Genomic DNA, 17,274 nt, shown 5'->3' with positions numbered 1-17,274 from the left:
CGCTGGCAACAGATCCGAACAGACATTGCATCCCAGTTCCGTCGCCGAGTGTTCGGTTCCGGTCGGGCTTGGTCGTTTCGCCGTCGCCGCGTTGCCAGTTTGATGATCGTTGCGTTCGCGATCGGCTTGACTGCCTGGGCGTCTCAATCGCTTCACGCGGCGCTTTATCGCAGCAGCGTGATGACGGGCTGGACGCTGCTGAGTTCCATTTTGATTTTGTTTGCGATCGGTATTCGCAGACGGATCCCGATTCTGCCTTTTGGCACGATGAGCACCTGGACTCAGGTTCACATTTTCACCGGTCTGTTCGCGTGCGGCGTGTTTGCGATGCATGTGCCCGCGATCGCGACAGGACGGTTGATCGCGGATGGTTGGCTGGAAGGAACGCTGAGCGTGTTGTTCATCGGCGTCAGCCTATCGGGTTTCTATGGGCTTCTGGCGAGCCGTCGTCTACCGGCCCGTTTGACCGCGATGGGCAGCCAACCTCGATATGACCAAATCGATTGGCACCGAGAGCAATTGGCGGCACGCGCGACGCAGCGACTGGACAGTTTGACCAGCGTGGATTCACAGCGAGTGCTGGGCGAGTTCGACGATCAGTACTTGCGTCGTTACTTGGAATCGCCGCTTTCATGGTCCCACCGTTTGTTCGCACACTCGTTTCGTCGTCGTCGCTTGGTGATCGGGTTGACGGAACTGCATCGCTACCTGGAAGACGACGGCAAAGAAGTCGCCGACGAGTTGGCAGGTCTGGTCCGCCGCCGTGATGAACTGGACACCCAGCACGCGCTTCAGTGGCGACTGCGAGCTTGGGTGGCGGTTCACGCCGTGATGTCGTTGGGATTGGTGGCGTTTGCCATCATGCATACCATTCATGCATTGCAGTTTGTGGAATCATGAGACGCGACGACTTTCAACTGCCGACACCGCCACGGATCGAGCGTCCTGGGCACCCGTATTCCTGCGGTCGTTCACCAGGATGCGATCGATGCCTGCAAGGCCCGAGCCTGACGGGCGAGTGCCCTTTCGCTAACAGCGACGATCCGGAACACGAAGCGTGCCGTCCCCGGCGGACGTGGGCGGGTCGTCGTCGTCAATTCACCGCCGTGATGCTGGCGTTGCTGGCCGTTGCGATGGTGGTTCTGTTTGCGACTCGGATGACGCCCAAGGTGATCCAACCGGGCAACTTAACAACCGCGCACGCACAAATCCTGTCGGGCGAATTGGCTCAGGACCGATGCGCGGCTTGTCACCAAAACGCGACCAGCAATCGTTGGCTGGCGACCGCCCCGAATGGCGCGAACTCCGATTCCAAAGCGGACACCGGGTTCTTCGGCCTGGCCAGTTGGCTCGGGGGTGGTGCCACACACGCGGACATGCCAACGGTGCCGATGACGGACTTGTGTTTGAACTGCCACGAACAGCAGATGCCTCGCGAGTCCGCTCGTTGGGCACACAATTTGTCCCCACAGACACGTGAGGAGTTGACTCTGGCGGCGGTTCTAAAACGCGACGGCAAAGCGATTCAATTGGAGTCAAATCCCAATGCGACTGAGCTTGCTGAGAACAGCCTGCCCGTCCAAACCGTCAGCCGCACGTCCTCTCTGCAAAACAATTTAGCGTGCAGCATTTGTCACCAAGAGCACCATGGTGCGGATGCGCACCTCGCGGCCATCACGGATTCACGCTGCCAAACTTGCCACGTCAACCAATTCGGTTCCTTTGCCGATTCGCATCCCGAATTTGGCAAGTGGCCATACGCGCATGCGTCGAACATTCACTTCGATCACGGACGCCACGCGAAGATTCATTTCCCCCGCGAAGCGGAGAAGAACTCCAGTGAAGCAGAGAAACGAAGCGGCGAGGATCCATCAAGTCCCGATGCATTTGCGACATTTGATTGCAAGACCTGTCACATTGGGCCCAGCTTCTCAAGTTTTGATCTGGACACCGCCGATCCGGTGATGACGACGTTGCCTTATGAAATCGCTTGTGCCAAGTGCCACGATTCGTCGTTGCGAGTTCAGATCGCGGAGGGACCAGCGTTGTTGCAATTGCCGACGCTTCCCGAAGACATCGCCGATCAAATCAACGACTGGCCGGCGTTGGCGACCGGATTTGCCGACGGCAGGGTGGATGGCTGGATGGCGTTGATGTTGCGAACGGAAACCAGCGAATCAGCGCTGCGTCGATTCAAACGAGTCGAAACCGCTAACTGGGATTCCCCCATCGTTCAAGTCGAAGCGGTGTCGCTCGGCAACGCCATCACCGAGCTTTCTCAAGACCTGGCCACCTCCGGCCAAGACGCGTTGATGCAGAGATTGCGTGACGCGGGCGTGGACGAACAGATCGCTCGACCGCTGGTTGAATCCTTTCCGCCGCAACTGATCCGGGACGCGATGGGAGTTTGGTTTGGTGACGTTACCACCGCTCAAGCGACGACAGCGGAACCAGCCCCGGTGGCCGACTCCGGATTCGGGCTGCTGGACAGCGAATTGGGGAACGAATTGGGGAACGACTCGATCGAAACAGATCCATTGCTGGCGAACGACCCGTTGCTCGCGGACGATCCATTGGCATCTTGGGGCACGTCGGACGAGAGTGCAACGTCGCCCCCGCAGACCGATTGGGCGGCGGAGTTGGCCGCTCGTTACGACGCGGCGAAAACGCAATCGTTTGGTGGTTGGTACCGCGATGACCTGACAATGTCGATTCGCTATCGCGGCAAAGGTCACTCCGATGCCGTGTTGCGATCAATGATTGAAATCATTCGACGTCTGCCGGACGACGATCCACTCAAGGAAACCATGTTGGCTCAGCCCGCCGTGCAGGCTTGTGCGGCGTGTCATCAAGTGAATGCGCCGTCCGGTCCAGATTCCGGTCTGGCAAACATTCGATGGCGAGCGTTCCAAACGAAGACGAACGAGGAACGGCTGACACATTTCTCGCACACGCCACACTTGAACGTGCAAGGACTGCAGGACTGCAAACATTGTCACCAATTGGGGACGGTCAATCCTGCGAATGCGGTTCACATGGAAGGCGAATCACCGGTGGAATTGTTGCCGGAGTTCGTGCCGATGACCAAAGCAAACTGCTCCAGTTGTCATACCAGGTCCGCAGCGGGGGATCACTGCACGCGATGCCATCGCTATCATGTGCACGATGTCCGATGATTTCCGACCGCCGTCTCCACGCACGAATCCGTTTGCCAGTCGTCACACGCGACCGGGTGCGATCCCGTTTCGTTTTGGACCAAACGATCCCGATTCGGACGAGCGTTTTCAAAACATCCTGACGGGTTTGCGGCAGCACCGACTCGGTTTGATCGTTGGGAATCACGGGTCGGGCAAGTCAACGTTGCTGCATGGAATCGCGGAGTCCTTGCAAACGCAATTCCCAGGCGGGAAATGGATCCAATTGACGGGTGAACCCGAACGGTCGCCGCTTCGCGGATTTTCCTGCGTGCTGGCCAATGATCGTGCTGTCGGCGAAGTGCAATCCGCGGTCTCGCCCGGCGGGGTGCTGGTCGTCGACGGGGCAGAACAATTGTCGCCCTGGGGCCGTTACCAACTTCGTCGCCGAGCCCAACGTGCGGGGCACGCCTGTCTGGTGACGGCCCATCGTGACTTGCGTGGTTTTCACGTGTTGCACCGAACCAAGGTGACCGCCAAGCTGATCGAAGGCCTGCTGCACGAATTACTGAGAGATCACCCCGACGCTCGCGAAAAATTGATGCCCACCGGCGGACGTTTGTTAGAAACGCTCCCCGAGATCACCGACGTTCGCGAATTGTGGTCTCAGCTCTATGATGTCGTGGGATTGCCACTGGAAACGTCCGAGTCAGGATGTTCTGGCAATCGTCTCGAATCCCATCCCAAAAATTATCCCGACCACTGAGTTGATCCTTCATGGCTGTTCGTTTGAACGTGATCGTGCTGCGTCCCACCGGCGAGCATCGCCATTTCGATCCGGCGTGCGATGATGCCGTGGGGCAATTGCTCGGCCGGCCTGGTCTGGACCTGGTGTTGTTGGATCGGATTCCCCGTCCTGACGAATCTGGCACGGAGCGGTTGGCCGTGGAATCCATCGCGGGCGACGTTGCCTGTGTCGCCTGGACGGACGCGGAACACGTTTCTAAACCGCTCGGGTTGCTGGGCAAACGAGTCGCTCGTGTGCCGCATCGACGTGACGTGGAAGCGGAACCGGTTCAAAGCAACGAACCGATCGCGAAGCTGTACCACTTCGACATGCGCCGTGAGGGAGCCTCGCAAACGATCCTGGCGGATTTGCAATCGTTGCTGGCGACTCGGCAGACGCCGACATTTCAGATCGGAGCGGGCGGGCCAGCGAGGCCTAAGAAAGCGAGTGTGCCGGCTCAACCCAAACCCGATATCGCACCGATCCAGAATATGACACCGCCACCTGCCAAGCCATCGGCGGCCGTCGTCTCGCCGCCGCCGTTGACTCCCAATCAATCCACGGACTTGGATGCATTGGTCGATGAGTTGGACGAGCTGGATCTCTGATTAGAGTAGGTGTGCGAGGGTGGCAGATCGGATTGGGTTGCGAGGGGGCTTGGCCGTGGAGGGTGGCCTGACGGAACAGTTGAGGACAACTGTTCTACTCTGATGCGTCGCGTGCGTTTCGATCAATCGATCGGGCGAAGATTCAACGAACCGATGTGGATGCCGCCTGGTTCGTCGTAACCGAAGATCCCGCTGACACTGAAGTACTTTTCCAAGTCTTCCCACTCCGGCCAGTCATCGCGTCGCATCAACTCGGCAACGCGACCCGCGATGGGATTGTCGCCACCTCGGTTCTCGACCGATTGAGCGGTCTCTTCCGAGTTGGCCATTTCGTACAGGATACGATAGGACTCAGCGTCGCGATTGAACTGAAAGAGGAACGGCGTTTCCCCTTCGAGTTTGGCTCCCAATTCGCTGGTCAGCAGCACATAGTCGGCGTCGTCGGCCAAGCGATCGATTTCACCGGCCTCGGCACGCAGCACTTGCAGCAGCACTTCGCGACTGTCGCAGAACAGCAACCAATTGCCGAGCAGCATCACGCTGTTTTCAGGCACCCGAACACCGGGTTGATCAAATTGACGTTGCTCGGAGAAGTAAGCCGTTTTGCCGCGAAGAACCTCGGGCTTCATGCGTTGGGGTGGCGCTTTGGCTTTGACCTTGTCGAGCAACTTGCCCGCTTCCTTCGCGTCTTTGACTTCGATCGCGATCGCACGGGCCATGGAGTTCCAGTTGGCGGGCAATTGATAACGTTGGATCGTGACAACGCGACCGGTCATCAAGGGGAACACCTCTTCTTTGAGCGACAGATCAAAACGTAATTTGGCCTCATCCTCCGTGTTTTTCTCGAAACTTCCTTCGCCCGCAAAACGATTGATGATCTTGCCCAGGTTTTCAAACGCGGTTTCGATGTCCCAGCCCACGCAAGTGAAACTGGCCGCGTCAGCGGGAACCCAATCTGGCGGTGAGACTTCGACGTCTTCCGGGCGAAGCACACCAAAGAAACCATCTCGTGGTGGGTCGATCAGCACGTGCATGTGCCCGATCGATTCCACGATCTCGCCACCGCGAAAGAGGCTGCCGCCGATCCCGCGAATCTTTTCGATGCCGAGGTCTTGGACAATTGGTGCGATGAAGAACGCCGAACCGCTACGGGCGATGATTCGTTTCGCGATGCCATAAGGGTTGACGAAGAACGTGATCTGCGGGATCTCCGCTTCGGCACCAATCGACCGGCTCATCACGGCAATGAAGTCCGCGTTCTGCGCCAGCGTTTCCGTTTCGGGATCCGAGGAGGTAGCGTCCGAGCGTCGCGAGCGTCCGGATGATCGACTGGAGTCACGTCCTTCGGCATTTAGTTTTTTCGCAATCGATTGAGCGATCGTTCGTCCAGCACCAAAGACGTAAAAACCATCTTGTTCGAACCACTCGATGACGTCGCCATCACCTCGCTGGCGAACCAACCGGGTCAGCTCGATCGAACCAATCTGTTCGGTTTGTACGATGAAGCGATTCTTTTCTGCCAGGTCCATCAAACGATTGACCAAATCGGTCATCTCCTGGTTGTTCGGACCGGCGTCCATCATCACCGCGACCGCGAACGAATTCTGTTGACGACGTTTGTTTCGCAGGCGACGAGCGATCGCTGCGTCGTCTTCTTCCTCTTCATCGTCGGCTTTCTTCTCGTCGGACTTTTCTTCTGGTGGCGGGCCTTCCAGAAGGGCAATCGCCAGTTGGCCCTGCGGCAGGGCACGGAGTTCATCGAGCGTCAGCCCGAGTTCCTTGCCGACTTTGTCGAACAGATCGCTGAGGATTTTGTCGATGTCAGAAACGAAAGGCCGCATCTTGGGATCGTCCAGCATTTTGCCCAACGAGGATCCTCCCCAATCGGCGCGAATGTCACTGACGTTGTCGACTCGCAAGTACGCCAAAGTTCCCGACGGCAGCAGCTTCGGAGCGGGAACGGTGGTCCGGGTGTCCTCTGTCGCCGTGCCTTGAGCGGAGACCGGACGTGCCGAGACGATTGAGCCGATCATGACCAGAACGCCAGCCAACGCCGCTATCAGCGTTACAACTGGAATTCTCTGCGCGAGCGAACGACTGAAAGGCATGGATCGAAGAGGAATCATTTTGGACGAGCTCGTGGGGGCTAGCTACAATCAGAGGAGAAATGTCAGTCCCTCAATCGTATCCGAAACCCACCGTCCACCGAGCGATAGTCGCATGAAACGAACGTCTCAAATTGTAGCGTGTCTCGCCGCATTCACTCTCTGGATCGCCCTGGGATCATCGGCGATGGCTCAGCAAGGCAACACAGAAGCGGCCGGTGGAGGCAACGCGGCCGGTGGAATCAACCAAGGCTTGGATCCGGACGCGGTCTTCAGCGAAGGGATTCAGCGTGGTGGGGCGGTGGGTGCCAACACAGCATCGCCCGTCGGTGCAGCCGCCGTGTCGCAGGCCGGCGGCGGGGGCGGTGGCGGCGGAGGAGGAGCCTCGGCGTTCGGTGGCGGATTTGGTGGCGGCGGTGGCCTCGGTGCGGCCTTCGGCAGCTTGTTCGGCGGCAATGCGGGACGTGGCAACACATCCACGCCACCGATTCGGACTCGACTTCGCAGTGCTGTCAAAGTAGCACCGTTGGATTCCGGCCAAGTCCAGCAGTCCGCGTCCTCGCGGTTGCGTGGCACTTCGAATCTGACCACGATCAACGGCAATTTGCCTGGCCGTATGAATTCTCAATCCTCGCGGTATCATGGCGTGAACGTGCAAATCCAAGATCGCACGGCCAAGTTGAGCGGCACGGTCCGGAACGAATCCGACCGCCGAATGACCGAACTGCTCATGCGTTTGGAGCCGGGTGTCTCACGAGTTGACAATCAAATCAGCGTTCAACCTTGACGCTGTGATTGCTTCTTCGTTGGCCACGATCTGCGTTTGCATCCGGATTTCCACTGGTATCTTTGGTTTCCACTGGCATCCGTGGCCGACGAAGCGTCTGATAAGGAAAGCGTCGCCGGATCGAAATCACACCGCCGTTTTCCTCGTTTGAATTTGCTTGACTCCGATGGTCTCATTGCCGCTCGTCACGACCACTGATTCGGAGTCCTCCGCTCCTCGGAAAAACCACCTGCTGAACTGGTCGCTCGTTCAACTCAAGGATTGGTTGCAGGAGCAGGGACAAAAACCGTTCCGCGCCAAACAAATCCGGCGTTGGCTGTTTTCTGGACGAGCCACCTCATTCGAAGAAATGACGGACTTGCCCGCCAAGCTGCGGACTCAGTTGGAAGATCACTTCACGATCTTCAATGCGTCCGAAGCCATCGTGTCGAAATCCAAGGACGGCACCGAAAAGATCCTGGTTCGATTGGCCGACGGCGGTGAAGTCGAATGCGTGCTGTTGCGAGACGGCCCGCGACGCAGCATTTGTGTCAGCAGCCAAGTCGGTTGTGCGATGGGGTGCGTGTTCTGTGCCAGTGGACTGGATGGCGTGGATCGCAATCTGACCGGTGGCGAGATCCTGGAACAGATGCTGCGACTGCAGCAACGGTTGCCCGCCGACGAACGACTCAGCCACATCGTGATGATGGGCATGGGCGAACCGCTGGCGAATTTACCGGGTGTGTTGTCCGCTCTCGATGTCGCTCGCAGCGAAGACGGGCTGGGGATCAGTCCCCGACGCATCACGATCAGCACAGTCGGGTTGCCACCGGCGATCGATAAATTGGCAACTGCGGGAATCCCGTACAACTGGGCAGTTTCACTGCACGCCCCCAACGACCAACTGCGCAGCGAGTTGGTGCCGGTCAATCGCAAGATCGGGATCGAACCGGTGTTGGAAGCCGCGGATCGCTACTTCCATTCCTCGGGCCGGCGGTTGACGTTCGAATACGTGCTGCTGGGAGGGATCAACGACGGAGATGAACACGCCCGTCAATTGACTCAAATTCTTCGCGGCCGCAGCGTGATGATGAACGTGATCCCTTACAACCCGGTCGCGGGTTTGCCTTATCGGACACCTAGCGGGGCAGCGATCGCACGATTCCGCGCGATTCTGGAATCGGCCGGGGTGAACGTGAATTTCCGGCAACGCAAAGGCGACGAAATCAATGCGGCATGCGGGCAACTGCGTCGCAATCGCGGTGGCCAGCAAGCCGCGAAGTAGTGCCAACGCCCTGCTTTGGCGAATTCTCGCAAACGTGTTGACCCCTGCGGTCTGAATCGACTATTTCTTCACCTTGGCGGTGAACGCACCGCTGTTTGTGTGTCAGTCATTCAATTCCAGGGATGGAAAATATGTCCGTTTCAGTCATGCGGATCTTGGGTCGGTTTGCTTTTGGTTTCTCGGTCGCTGTGGCGACGTTCTCTGTGACCGGTTGTGGTTCGTCCACCCCCGAATCAGTCGCCTCCCAGTCCACCGCTGCTTCCCCGCAAACCACCGCCGCATCTGCGGACGAAGCTGAATCCGTCGTCGGTCAGTTCCTCGACCGAATCCGCCGTGGCGGTGCCGAAAACACTGCGATGACGTTGCTGACCAAACGAGCCCAGTCGGAATTGGCTCGGATCGGACACACCGTTCAACCGCTCGGATCGCCTGACGCGGAAGTCACGATCACCCGCAGCGAAGAAGTCGGGATGGAACACCTTCCCGAAGGCCAAAAGTATCCCACCCGTTTGGTCCACTGCGTGTGGAGCGAACCGTCCGAAGCTGATGGCAGCAAGCAAGAATTCCAAATTGTCTTGCCCGTCGTTCAACAAAGTGAAGGTTGGAGAATCTCTGGAATGGTCCTGGGAATGGCGACCGGCGAACCCGAATTGATTCTCGACTTCGAAAACGGAGATGAAATGGCTCGCATCCTGAACGCTCAAGAACAAACCCAAACCGCTGCAAACCCCGGCGCGACCGCCAGCGAGTCGCTGCAGCGATAATTCGGGACATTGAACACGGGAATCACAGTATTCTGAAACGGATGCCCCTGCATCCCAGTGCTCCCCGCAACACAGATCGTCATCGACCAAGGTCGGTTCCAAGACGCCTCGCTCACACTCGATTTTCAATCTCGGGTGTCCAGCGAGGCGTTTTTTATTGGAAATGCTCTGCGGCCGATTCGAGCCCATGAAGCCCCCGGGAAGGAAGATCCTACGCCATTCCCGCTTTCCAACGTTGCCTCGCTCACCAGGCCTCTAAGATGCCAATCGCTCTCGCCAGCTAGCAATTCACTGCGAAAAGACGGGTTTGCGGGGCATTCAACCGAATCCAGCCGGACCGGGCCGCCTCGTTTTGGGCGGTTGAGCCGGAACGTGGCGTCTGACCGGACCGCTCAAACCCGCTCAGCAGAAGGAGTTTGGGTGTTCTGGGCAATTGACAACATTTGCTAGCGAGCTAACGTAACGCAAAGTCACTGCAAGCGGTAATGTCACCGCATCTCCCCCAGAGCCCCTCGTATGGGCGGTGAACGGGTGAGTGTAAACGCAATCGATCAGGGTGACCGGATGCCACCTCAATTCAAGCGTGCGAACACGGATCGCACCGAAACCTCCGAACTTACTCTGGAGAAACACATGAATCGGAATTTGGTGAAGGGTACCGCCGTCGTCGCACTGATGTTGGGTGCGTCGTTGGCTTTCAGTAGCAGTGCAAGTGCTTTCAAATTCTTGCACTCCAACCAATGCTGCAACTCAGGCGGCCTGTTCAGCGGTTTGAAGGCACACAAGTGTGGCGGCGGATTGCTGGCCAAACTGAAGTCCAAGAAGTGCTGTGCGCCTGAGCCATGCTGCGAACCAGCTCCGGCTCCTTGCTGTGAACCGGCTCCAGCACCTTGTTGCGAGCCAGCTCCAGCACCTTGCTGCGAAGCTGCTCCTGCTCCGGCGCCTTGCTGTGGCGAACCTGTCCCAGCTCCTGTTGTCGAAGCAGCTCCTTGGTGCGGTGGCGAAGTTGCTCCCGTGATGGAAGGTTCCGTCGTCGAAAGCAGCGAAGGCTTTGAATTGGCTCCAGGCGAAACGTTGGTTCCTGGCAGCGTCGTCACCGGCGAAGCGGCTGCAACCGAAGCTGCTCCTGCCGCTCCGGTTGCTGACGAAGCAGCCGACGCTGCTCCTGCTGAAGAAGCTGCCCCACCAGCACCTGCTGCTGAGGAAGCTGCCGCAGCACCAGCGGCTGAAGAAGCAGCTCCTGCCGCACCTGCTGCCGACGAAGTCAAAAGCAGCAGCGACCAAGTTCATGAAGCGGCTCCTCCAGTGCCACAACCCGATGCCAACACCGACATCTAGTCCGTGCTGATTGAGTTTCGACTCAATCCATCGAAGGGAAAATCAAAAACCCCGCGTGTGTTCTCACACGCGGGGTTTTGTTTTGTTGACACGGGTTCGTTGTGGTGGAACGCTGACTCGGAACGCGGAAGGGCCCAGGGACCGCTGGACAGCAAATCGGTTTCGCCCCGGCTGGGGCCGTCGCGGGAGTCGGGGCCGTCCCTCGCTCGCCGGTGTGTTGATTCACTCGATTTCCCAACCCGACGCGTGATTTTTGAAGTTGCGCTTTTGCGTGAGGCATTGTTTTTTCATAACCCGACGCGTCAGCAAGGCGAAGTCAACATCGTTTTCCCTCGCTGACGCTTCGGGTTAGGATTCAATCGACAGGCCGTCACGTGTCGGGTTGTGATTGACGGCCTCCGCGTTCGACACGCCATCAATCCTCGTCGTCTTCGAACACGTCATCAGCGCCGGGGGTCTTGGGATCCTCGGGGGCACGCTTGCGAAGCTTTCGCTGCAACGACCGACGGTGGATGCCGAGCCTGCGAGCGGCTTCTGAGATGTTGTTGCCACAATCCGACAACACACGGTGGATGTGCTCCCACTCATTGCGAGCCAAGGATGGTGCGGGAAAAGCCAGACCGCCTTCGGGCACATTCTGTCCTTCTCCGCGAATGAAAGCGGACAAGATGTCGTCGGTATCCGCCGGTTTACTCAAGAAGTTGACCGCCCCAGCACGCACCGCATCGATCGACGCAGGAATGCTGCCGAAACCAGACAGCATCAGGATGCGGCAATCCGGTTTGATCTCCAGCAATCGCCGCAACAGATCCAAGCCACTGCGGCCTGGCATTCGGAGATCCAGCACCGCCAAATCCGTCGGCGATTGGCTGAACACGGCCACGGCTTCGTCATAGTTCCCCGCGGTCGTGACGCGAAAACCACGGCTTTGCATCGCCACCGCCATCCGTTCGCGAAGCACGATGGTGTCGTCGACCAACAGAATGCTTTCTGCCCCCACGGTTTCGGAAGTGCACACCTCCGATGGACTGGAATATGGCAGCACACCGTCGTTGCCGCTGTTCGGATCAGAGAAACTCATCGTTGCACCAGTGCATCAGTCGGTGGGAGTACGGGCGTTCCAGTATAGCAGTCGTCGGGAACGATTCAGCCCCACGGACGGTGCTGATTCCGCGAGTGACCAGACCACAAAAGCTCGCACATTCCCCCCTCCGGTCGCCCCGTTTCTCATCACCCTCCCCTGGGAGGGTCGAGCGAAGCGAGGGGAGGGTCGAGCATCGGAACCAGCGCCTACCCCTCCCCGGCCCGAAGCGGGCCGCCCCTCCCAAAGGGACGGTAAAATAGAACGGCACGACCTCCGAATCACTCCGCCGCGGTTGGTTCCTTGGGCAAAGGCAATCGCACCGTTGCGGCCGTCCCCAATCCAAGCGTGCTTTCGAATTTCAACGTGCCGCCCAACCGCGTGATCACATTGCGAGTCAGGAACAATCCCAACCCGATCCCGCGGCCGGGTTCTTTGGTGGTGAAGAACGGATCGCCGGCGCGGCCGAGCACCTCTTCCGACATACCTTGGCCCTGATCTCGCACCTGCAAACGAGCTTCTTCGCCGTCAACCAACACTTCCACCGCCACGGATTCCTCTGGGCCACTGGCGTCCAGTCCGTTGTGAATCAGGTTTCGGATGGCTTGCGCAACCGCTTCCTCTGGCAACCACATCGGTTGCTCTTCCCATGACACGTCCCCAAACGGCTCGACGATCTCCACACGGTGAGGATCGCGAATGCCTTCCAGTGCCGTGTCGATCAAATCGCCCAGCGTCGTCCGGTTCCAGCGTTGTGCGGCGGTATCACCCGACGCAGCCCGCATGCGTGAAAGGATTTGGCGGCACATCAGCAGTTGGCCGTCGATCAATGACAAGTCTTCATCGACGGACTTGGGTTTGGGAATGTCCTCGAGGTGCCGAGTCAACTCACGGCAGGCCACATCGATCGCCGACAGAGGCGAGGCCAACTCGTGGGCAGCGCCTGCAGCCAGTGTCGTCAATCCTTCCAAACGCATCGCATCGGCTCGCTCGGATTGGCTGCGTCTGAGATCTTGTTCTCGCAAACGCAACTGACGAGAAATCCGAGTCACGAAATAAGACAAAACCGTGGCACAGGTCACGAACGCAAACAGCATCCCACAGTCCCGCAAATCCAACATTGTGATCAGCCAACCAGGAGCCTCGGCTGGCTGAATCGTCAGTCCCGCGACAGGCCATGAATCGATCAGCAAAACGACGTAGCCCATGATCGCCAGGCCCGTCAGAATCCAAGTCAGCGGCGCGGTCAAGATCACGCCACCCACGGCGATGTTCACCAGATAAAACAAGCTGAACGGATTGTCCGCTCCACCGGTCAAGTACAACATCGCGGTTAGCGTGACCAGGTCCATCGCCATCAGCACAAACGCGACTCGCAGCGGTGTCTCCGACTTGAACTCGCTCAACACGCTGGATTGCAAATCCTGATTCTGCGAACCCGCATCGGCGGAGGCTCCCAAGCCAATGTCTCCACCGGCGGCAGAATCCGTCGCGGATTCAGCAAGCGATTTCACTCGATTGCGTTCCGCTCGAGACAACCACCAACCGTAGGCCCCGTTGGTGATCGCAGTGAAGATCACCAACATCAACAGAGCGCTGATCGGAATCAACGTCGGCGTGAGCAACCTCGCGAAGAGAATCGTGATGAGCTGGCCCACAATCGCGAACGTCCGCAGTTGCAACAACCAAGTGGACGACCCCAGGGGAGCGGGTGCGATCAACGCCATCGGGGACTCTCGCGAATCAGTGGGTTTCGCGACGAGTCAGCTCGTCTCGCAATTTGGCAGCCAACTCATACTTTTCTTCTTCCACGGCCGCATCCAAACGCTCTCGCAACGTTTGCCCGACCGAATACTCATTGCGAAGCGATTCGCGAAGATCAACCAATCGCACGATCAATTCGTCTTCGTCAAAGTGCTCTTCGGCTTCATGTTTGACGAAGAATTCACGCAGCGTGTCCAGCCCGCGATTGATCGCCTGGATGGCTTCCTCGGGAGTGTTCTCCTCCAATTCGCCGAGAGCTTCCGCTTGCGTGCGATGAAACAGAACAAACGGGCGATATTGTTCGTGCGATGAGATCCACTCGGGATCTTCCGACATTTCCTCGCACAAATCCATCAATCTCAGCGTGTGATCGGCGTCCATCACCGCGCGATGATAGAACTGCAGACGCAACCAGCAGATCCGGCGGTGATAAAACTGCATGAATTCGCGATCGATTTCGTTGCAGTCTTTTTCGGTGAGTTCCGCATCGGGATTTTCCAGTCGCGTCATTTGCAGATGCTGCAAATACGTTTCGCTGGATTCAATCAATTCACCGTCGGGCCGACCGGTCGTTTCCAATTGCAAAATGCCCATGTCGACTCGCATCTGGATGACGTCGCGATCATCTTTGCCCTTGATCAGACGGACGTTGAGCGAACTGGGATCGAATTCCCAATTGCGAAGAAGATCGTCGAGATGCCGAGCACGCTTCATTGAGCAAAGATGCCAAAGTGAATGGGGGAAGAAGAGGTGGCTGGCGAAAAAGTCAAACCAACTGACTCGCACCCGTCAGTATAGCAAGGGCCCGCCAAACGAGAACCTTCAATCGTCCAAGCGAGGTTTTCCACGCAAGCGTTTCTTCTCAGATTGCTGGCGTTTCCCTTCCAATCGGCGCCGCTTACTGCCCAGGGTCGGCCGCGTTGCCGTTCGCTTTTTGGGGGGCAGACGACATCCCAGCAACATCGAGACCAACCGTTCGCGAGCGTCGGCTAGATTTCGAGATTGGTCCCGCGTCGCTTCGCTGTGCAGGACCATTTCCCCCTCTTTGTTGATACGGGTTCCAAATTGGGTGACAAAACGTTTGCACCAAAACTCGTCGAATCCAGTCTGCGGCCGCGGTTTCCAGCGCAGCGTCACCTTGGAATTGACTTTATTGACGTTCTGTCCGCCCGGACCGCCACTTCGCGACGCGGACCAATTCAAGTCCGCTTCCGGAATGACAAAACGATTTGTGACGGGTAAATCAGCCATGGCCTCAGGTTCTACAATGCAACTTGGGTCGGGACCAGCGTCTGCTGCCGGATCCCACATTCAACCTCACGATTTCACTTCTTGACAAACTTCCGCGATGATCGCTCCACGAGCCTGCTTCCTGATCCCGCCTTGCCTGCTTGTTAGTTCTCGAGCCCTTGCCCTAACATTGGTGACGTTTTCGCTGGGGTGGGCCCAGTCGCCGCTAACCCAGCCGGATTGGCCTCGTTTTCTCAACGACAATTTCAGCGGCCGTGCGAAATTGAACGAGTCAGCGCCCGAATCAATTGCTTCTTTGAACTGGAACGATCCACCCCCATGCCACTGGGCTCTGGAGGTGGGAGACGGCTATGGCATCGGTGTGGTTCGCGACAACCACTACTTTCATTTCGATGAAACCAACGGCACCGAACGAATTCGCAAGATCGACCTCGCCACGGGAACCGTCCGCTGGTCGCGTTCTTATCCTCTGAACTACCGGGACATGTACGGTTACGAAACCGGCCCACGATGCAGCCCGACAATCGCGGAACCGTTGGGTGACTCGGACGACGCCCAGATTTTCACGTACGGCGTTGCTGGACAACTCACCGCGTGGAATTGCGACTCCGGCGAGCAACAATGGACCGTCAATCTGAACGAAAAATACGACGTTGTGCAGAACTTCTTCGGTGCCGGTTCGGCTCCGTTGATCATTGGCGACCAAGTCATCGTGATGGTCGGCGGCAGCCCGGCGGAACAACAAACACTGGCTCCTGGCAGACTGGACCGAGTCGTTCCCAACGGGACGTTGATGGTGTCGCTCGATCGCACAACAGGCGAGGTCAACTGGACCGGCGGAGATGACTTGGCCAGCTACAGCAGCCCGCGAACCATATGGCTGGACGACCAAGATTACCTGTTGATGTTTGCGCGAGATCACTTGTGGTTGCTCGATCCAACCAGCGGTCAATCCCTCGGCAAAGTGTTTCATCGGGCGGACATTCTAGAGAGCGTCAACGCAATGGTCCCCGTCGTCGATGGCAATCGCGTGCTGATCAGTGAGTGCTATGACGCTGGTGCAGCAGCTTATGACGTGAGCGTTGAAAACGGCCAGGCTTCGTTCCAGACGGTCTGGAAGGATCCCGTCGGTCGCCGGCGGTCGCAATCGCTGCGAGCCCACATGTCGACGCCCATCCTCCACGATGGCAACGTCTACGCATGCAGTGGACGGAATGCTCCCGACAGCGATTTTCGATGCCTTGATTGGGCCACCGGCGAGGTCAAGTGGACGGCTCTCGAACGGCGACGCAGCACCGCGACTCAGCTTGGTGATGTGCTGTTGATTCTGAAGGAGACCGGATCGTTGCACATCGTTCGAGCGACACCGGACAAGTTCGACGAACTAGCGGTCTGGGAACTGGAACACGACGCTGACGACCGCCCCGCCCTGAAATACCCGTGCTGGTCCGCTCCCGTCATCGTTGGCGATCGCATCCTGATCCGCGGCGACCAAACCGTCCTCTGCCTCGCTCTGCCCGACCAAAACTCAATCTGAATCGCCGCCCCGTACAACGGTCTCCCAAGACCTTCGTACGGAGCGATTGGGCTCATCCAACGAAGCACTCGTCCGTTTTCTTTGAACGCGTCGCTTTGCAGACCCGTAAAATGGAGTTCCGGCCATCCGCCGGACGTCGCCCATCGCTCGAAACACCCCTCAGAAGGTTCCATGGACTCATCCCACCCCAATTCCGACTCGCCGTCTCGCGATCGACGCGCCCCTGTCGGCGGGGTGATCCACGCCTATCAAAAGTACGACCCGGTCGCCTTTCCCCCGCCCAGCCAACCGCCGCCGGATCTCGTGTCCCCCGCGTTTGAGCAAGCGTTGATGTACGGCAACTTCCAAGAACTGTCCGAGGAAGACCTCGCCAACGCAGTGAAGCTCGACCCCAGCCAAATCGCGGGTTTGGGACCGAGCATCGACTTTTTGAAAGCACTGCTGGAGGATCGCAAACGCAAAATTCTAGAAACGTACGAAGCTCGCACGGTTCAGAAAAAAGCTCGCAAGGCGTTCCACCAAGCTGCCAAAAAAGTGAAACCGCCTGCCAAGATGGAAAAGCTTTTCCAAATGGCGATCAATCAAGAGCAACCGTTCATGATCGAACGGTTGTGGTATCAGGCCGGCGACGACAACGGGGACCTCGCCCGCAACTTGCTAGCGACCGGCTCGGCGATGGAAGACAAACACAACATCGAAGAACTGGCCACGAAGTATGACTTCACCGGCAATGAATCGATGTCGATCCCCAAGGCACTCGAGATCAAAGAAGAACTCGAAAAGATCGACGAACTGCTGCAGCAACTGGAAGAAGCCGAGAAGACCGCTCGAATCGGCTTGATCGACATGGAAAT

General features: G+C 58.0%; 14 protein-coding genes and 1 pseudogene. 10 read left to right on the top strand and 5 right to left on the bottom strand.

Annotation, left to right across the window (positions count from 1 at the left end):
• From ACF8AM_RS17600 to ACF8AM_RS17585, 4 genes are all read left to right on the top strand, one after another.
• The coding region (locus ACF8AM_RS17600) for a hypothetical protein (protein ID WP_392556894.1) at positions 1–900 on the top strand (900 nt) is incomplete at its 5' end.
• 209 nt (positions 901–1,109) lie between these two features.
• Positions 1,110–3,176, top strand: a complete 2,067-nt coding sequence (locus ACF8AM_RS17595; RefSeq protein WP_392556897.1) for a hypothetical protein — start codon at positions 1,110–1,112, stop codon at positions 3,174–3,176.
• Positions 3,166–3,900 (top strand): ATP-binding protein, encoded by a 735-nt coding sequence (locus tag ACF8AM_RS17590; protein WP_392556893.1) that lies wholly within the window; start codon positions 3,166–3,168, stop codon positions 3,898–3,900. Before ACF8AM_RS17595 ends, ACF8AM_RS17590 begins: the two co-directional genes overlap by 11 nt.
• Positions 3,901–3,911: 11 nt before the next feature.
• Positions 3,912–4,529, top strand: a complete 618-nt coding sequence (locus ACF8AM_RS17585) for a hypothetical protein (RefSeq protein WP_392556892.1) — start codon at positions 3,912–3,914, stop codon at positions 4,527–4,529.
• A 122-nt stretch (positions 4,530–4,651) separates the two neighbouring features.
• Here the strand turns inward: ACF8AM_RS17585 and ACF8AM_RS17580 are convergent, their stop codons facing one another.
• Positions 4,652–6,589 carry a DUF3352 domain-containing protein gene (locus tag ACF8AM_RS17580; protein WP_392556896.1) on the bottom strand — a complete coding sequence of 646 codons (1,938 nt, stop codon included), beginning with the start codon at positions 6,587–6,589 and terminating at the stop codon, positions 4,652–4,654.
• A 160-nt stretch (positions 6,590–6,749) separates the two neighbouring features.
• On the opposite strand from ACF8AM_RS17580, the gene ACF8AM_RS17575 reads away from it, so the two are divergent.
• The 4 genes from ACF8AM_RS17575 (at position 6,750) to ACF8AM_RS17560 (ending at position 10,787) form a co-directional block, all read left to right on the top strand.
• Positions 6,750–7,421: a BON domain-containing protein gene (locus ACF8AM_RS17575; protein ID WP_392556891.1), complete on the top strand. Its 672-nt coding sequence runs from the start codon at positions 6,750–6,752 to the stop codon at positions 7,419–7,421.
• A gap of 166 nt (positions 7,422–7,587) precedes the next feature.
• Positions 7,588–8,685, top strand: a complete 1,098-nt coding sequence (rlmN, locus tag ACF8AM_RS17570; protein WP_392556895.1) for a 23S rRNA (adenine(2503)-C(2))-methyltransferase RlmN — start codon at positions 7,588–7,590, stop codon at positions 8,683–8,685.
• A gap of 131 nt (positions 8,686–8,816) precedes the next feature.
• Positions 8,817–9,449: a hypothetical protein gene (locus tag ACF8AM_RS17565; RefSeq protein ID WP_392556890.1), complete on the top strand. Its 633-nt coding sequence runs from the start codon at positions 8,817–8,819 to the stop codon at positions 9,447–9,449.
• Between the two features lie 633 nt (positions 9,450–10,082).
• Positions 10,083–10,787 (top strand): hypothetical protein, encoded by a 705-nt coding sequence (locus tag ACF8AM_RS17560; RefSeq protein ID WP_392556889.1) that lies wholly within the window; start codon positions 10,083–10,085, stop codon positions 10,785–10,787.
• A 415-nt stretch (positions 10,788–11,202) separates the two neighbouring features.
• Here the strand turns inward: ACF8AM_RS17560 and ACF8AM_RS17555 are convergent, their stop codons facing one another.
• From ACF8AM_RS17555 to arfB, 4 genes are all read right to left on the bottom strand, one after another.
• A complete protein-coding gene (locus tag ACF8AM_RS17555; RefSeq protein ID WP_392556888.1) occupies positions 11,203–11,868 on the bottom strand; it encodes a response regulator transcription factor in 666 nt (221 codons plus the stop codon).
• A 281-nt stretch (positions 11,869–12,149) separates the two neighbouring features.
• Positions 12,150–13,595: a sensor histidine kinase gene (locus ACF8AM_RS17550; RefSeq protein ID WP_392556887.1), complete on the bottom strand. Its 1,446-nt coding sequence runs from the start codon at positions 13,593–13,595 to the stop codon at positions 12,150–12,152.
• Between the two features lie 16 nt (positions 13,596–13,611).
• The gene (locus ACF8AM_RS17545) at positions 13,612–14,346 is read right to left on the bottom strand and encodes a UvrB/UvrC motif-containing protein (protein WP_392556886.1); all 735 of its coding nucleotides are present in this window, start codon (positions 14,344–14,346) and stop codon (positions 13,612–13,614) included.
• Between the two features lie 108 nt (positions 14,347–14,454).
• Positions 14,455–14,883, bottom strand: a complete 429-nt coding sequence (gene arfB / locus ACF8AM_RS17540; RefSeq protein WP_392556885.1) for an alternative ribosome rescue aminoacyl-tRNA hydrolase ArfB — start codon at positions 14,881–14,883, stop codon at positions 14,455–14,457.
• Between the two features lie 295 nt (positions 14,884–15,178).
• Here arfB and ACF8AM_RS17535 point away from each other — a divergent pair, with 295 nt between their 5' ends.
• On the top strand, positions 15,179–16,420 hold the full coding sequence (locus ACF8AM_RS17535; protein WP_392556884.1) for a PQQ-binding-like beta-propeller repeat protein: 1,242 nt from the start codon (positions 15,179–15,181) through the stop codon (positions 16,418–16,420).
• Between the two features lie 171 nt (positions 16,421–16,591).
• A pseudogene (locus ACF8AM_RS17530) lies at positions 16,592–17,274 on the top strand (hypothetical protein); the annotation flags it as partial.

Origin of the sequence: Rhodopirellula sp. JB055 (assembly GCF_043100905.1) — a bacterium.
Taxonomy (GTDB): Bacteria; Planctomycetota; Planctomycetia; order Pirellulales; family Pirellulaceae; genus Rhodopirellula.
This window is presented reverse-complemented; position numbering and strand designations above follow the sequence as displayed.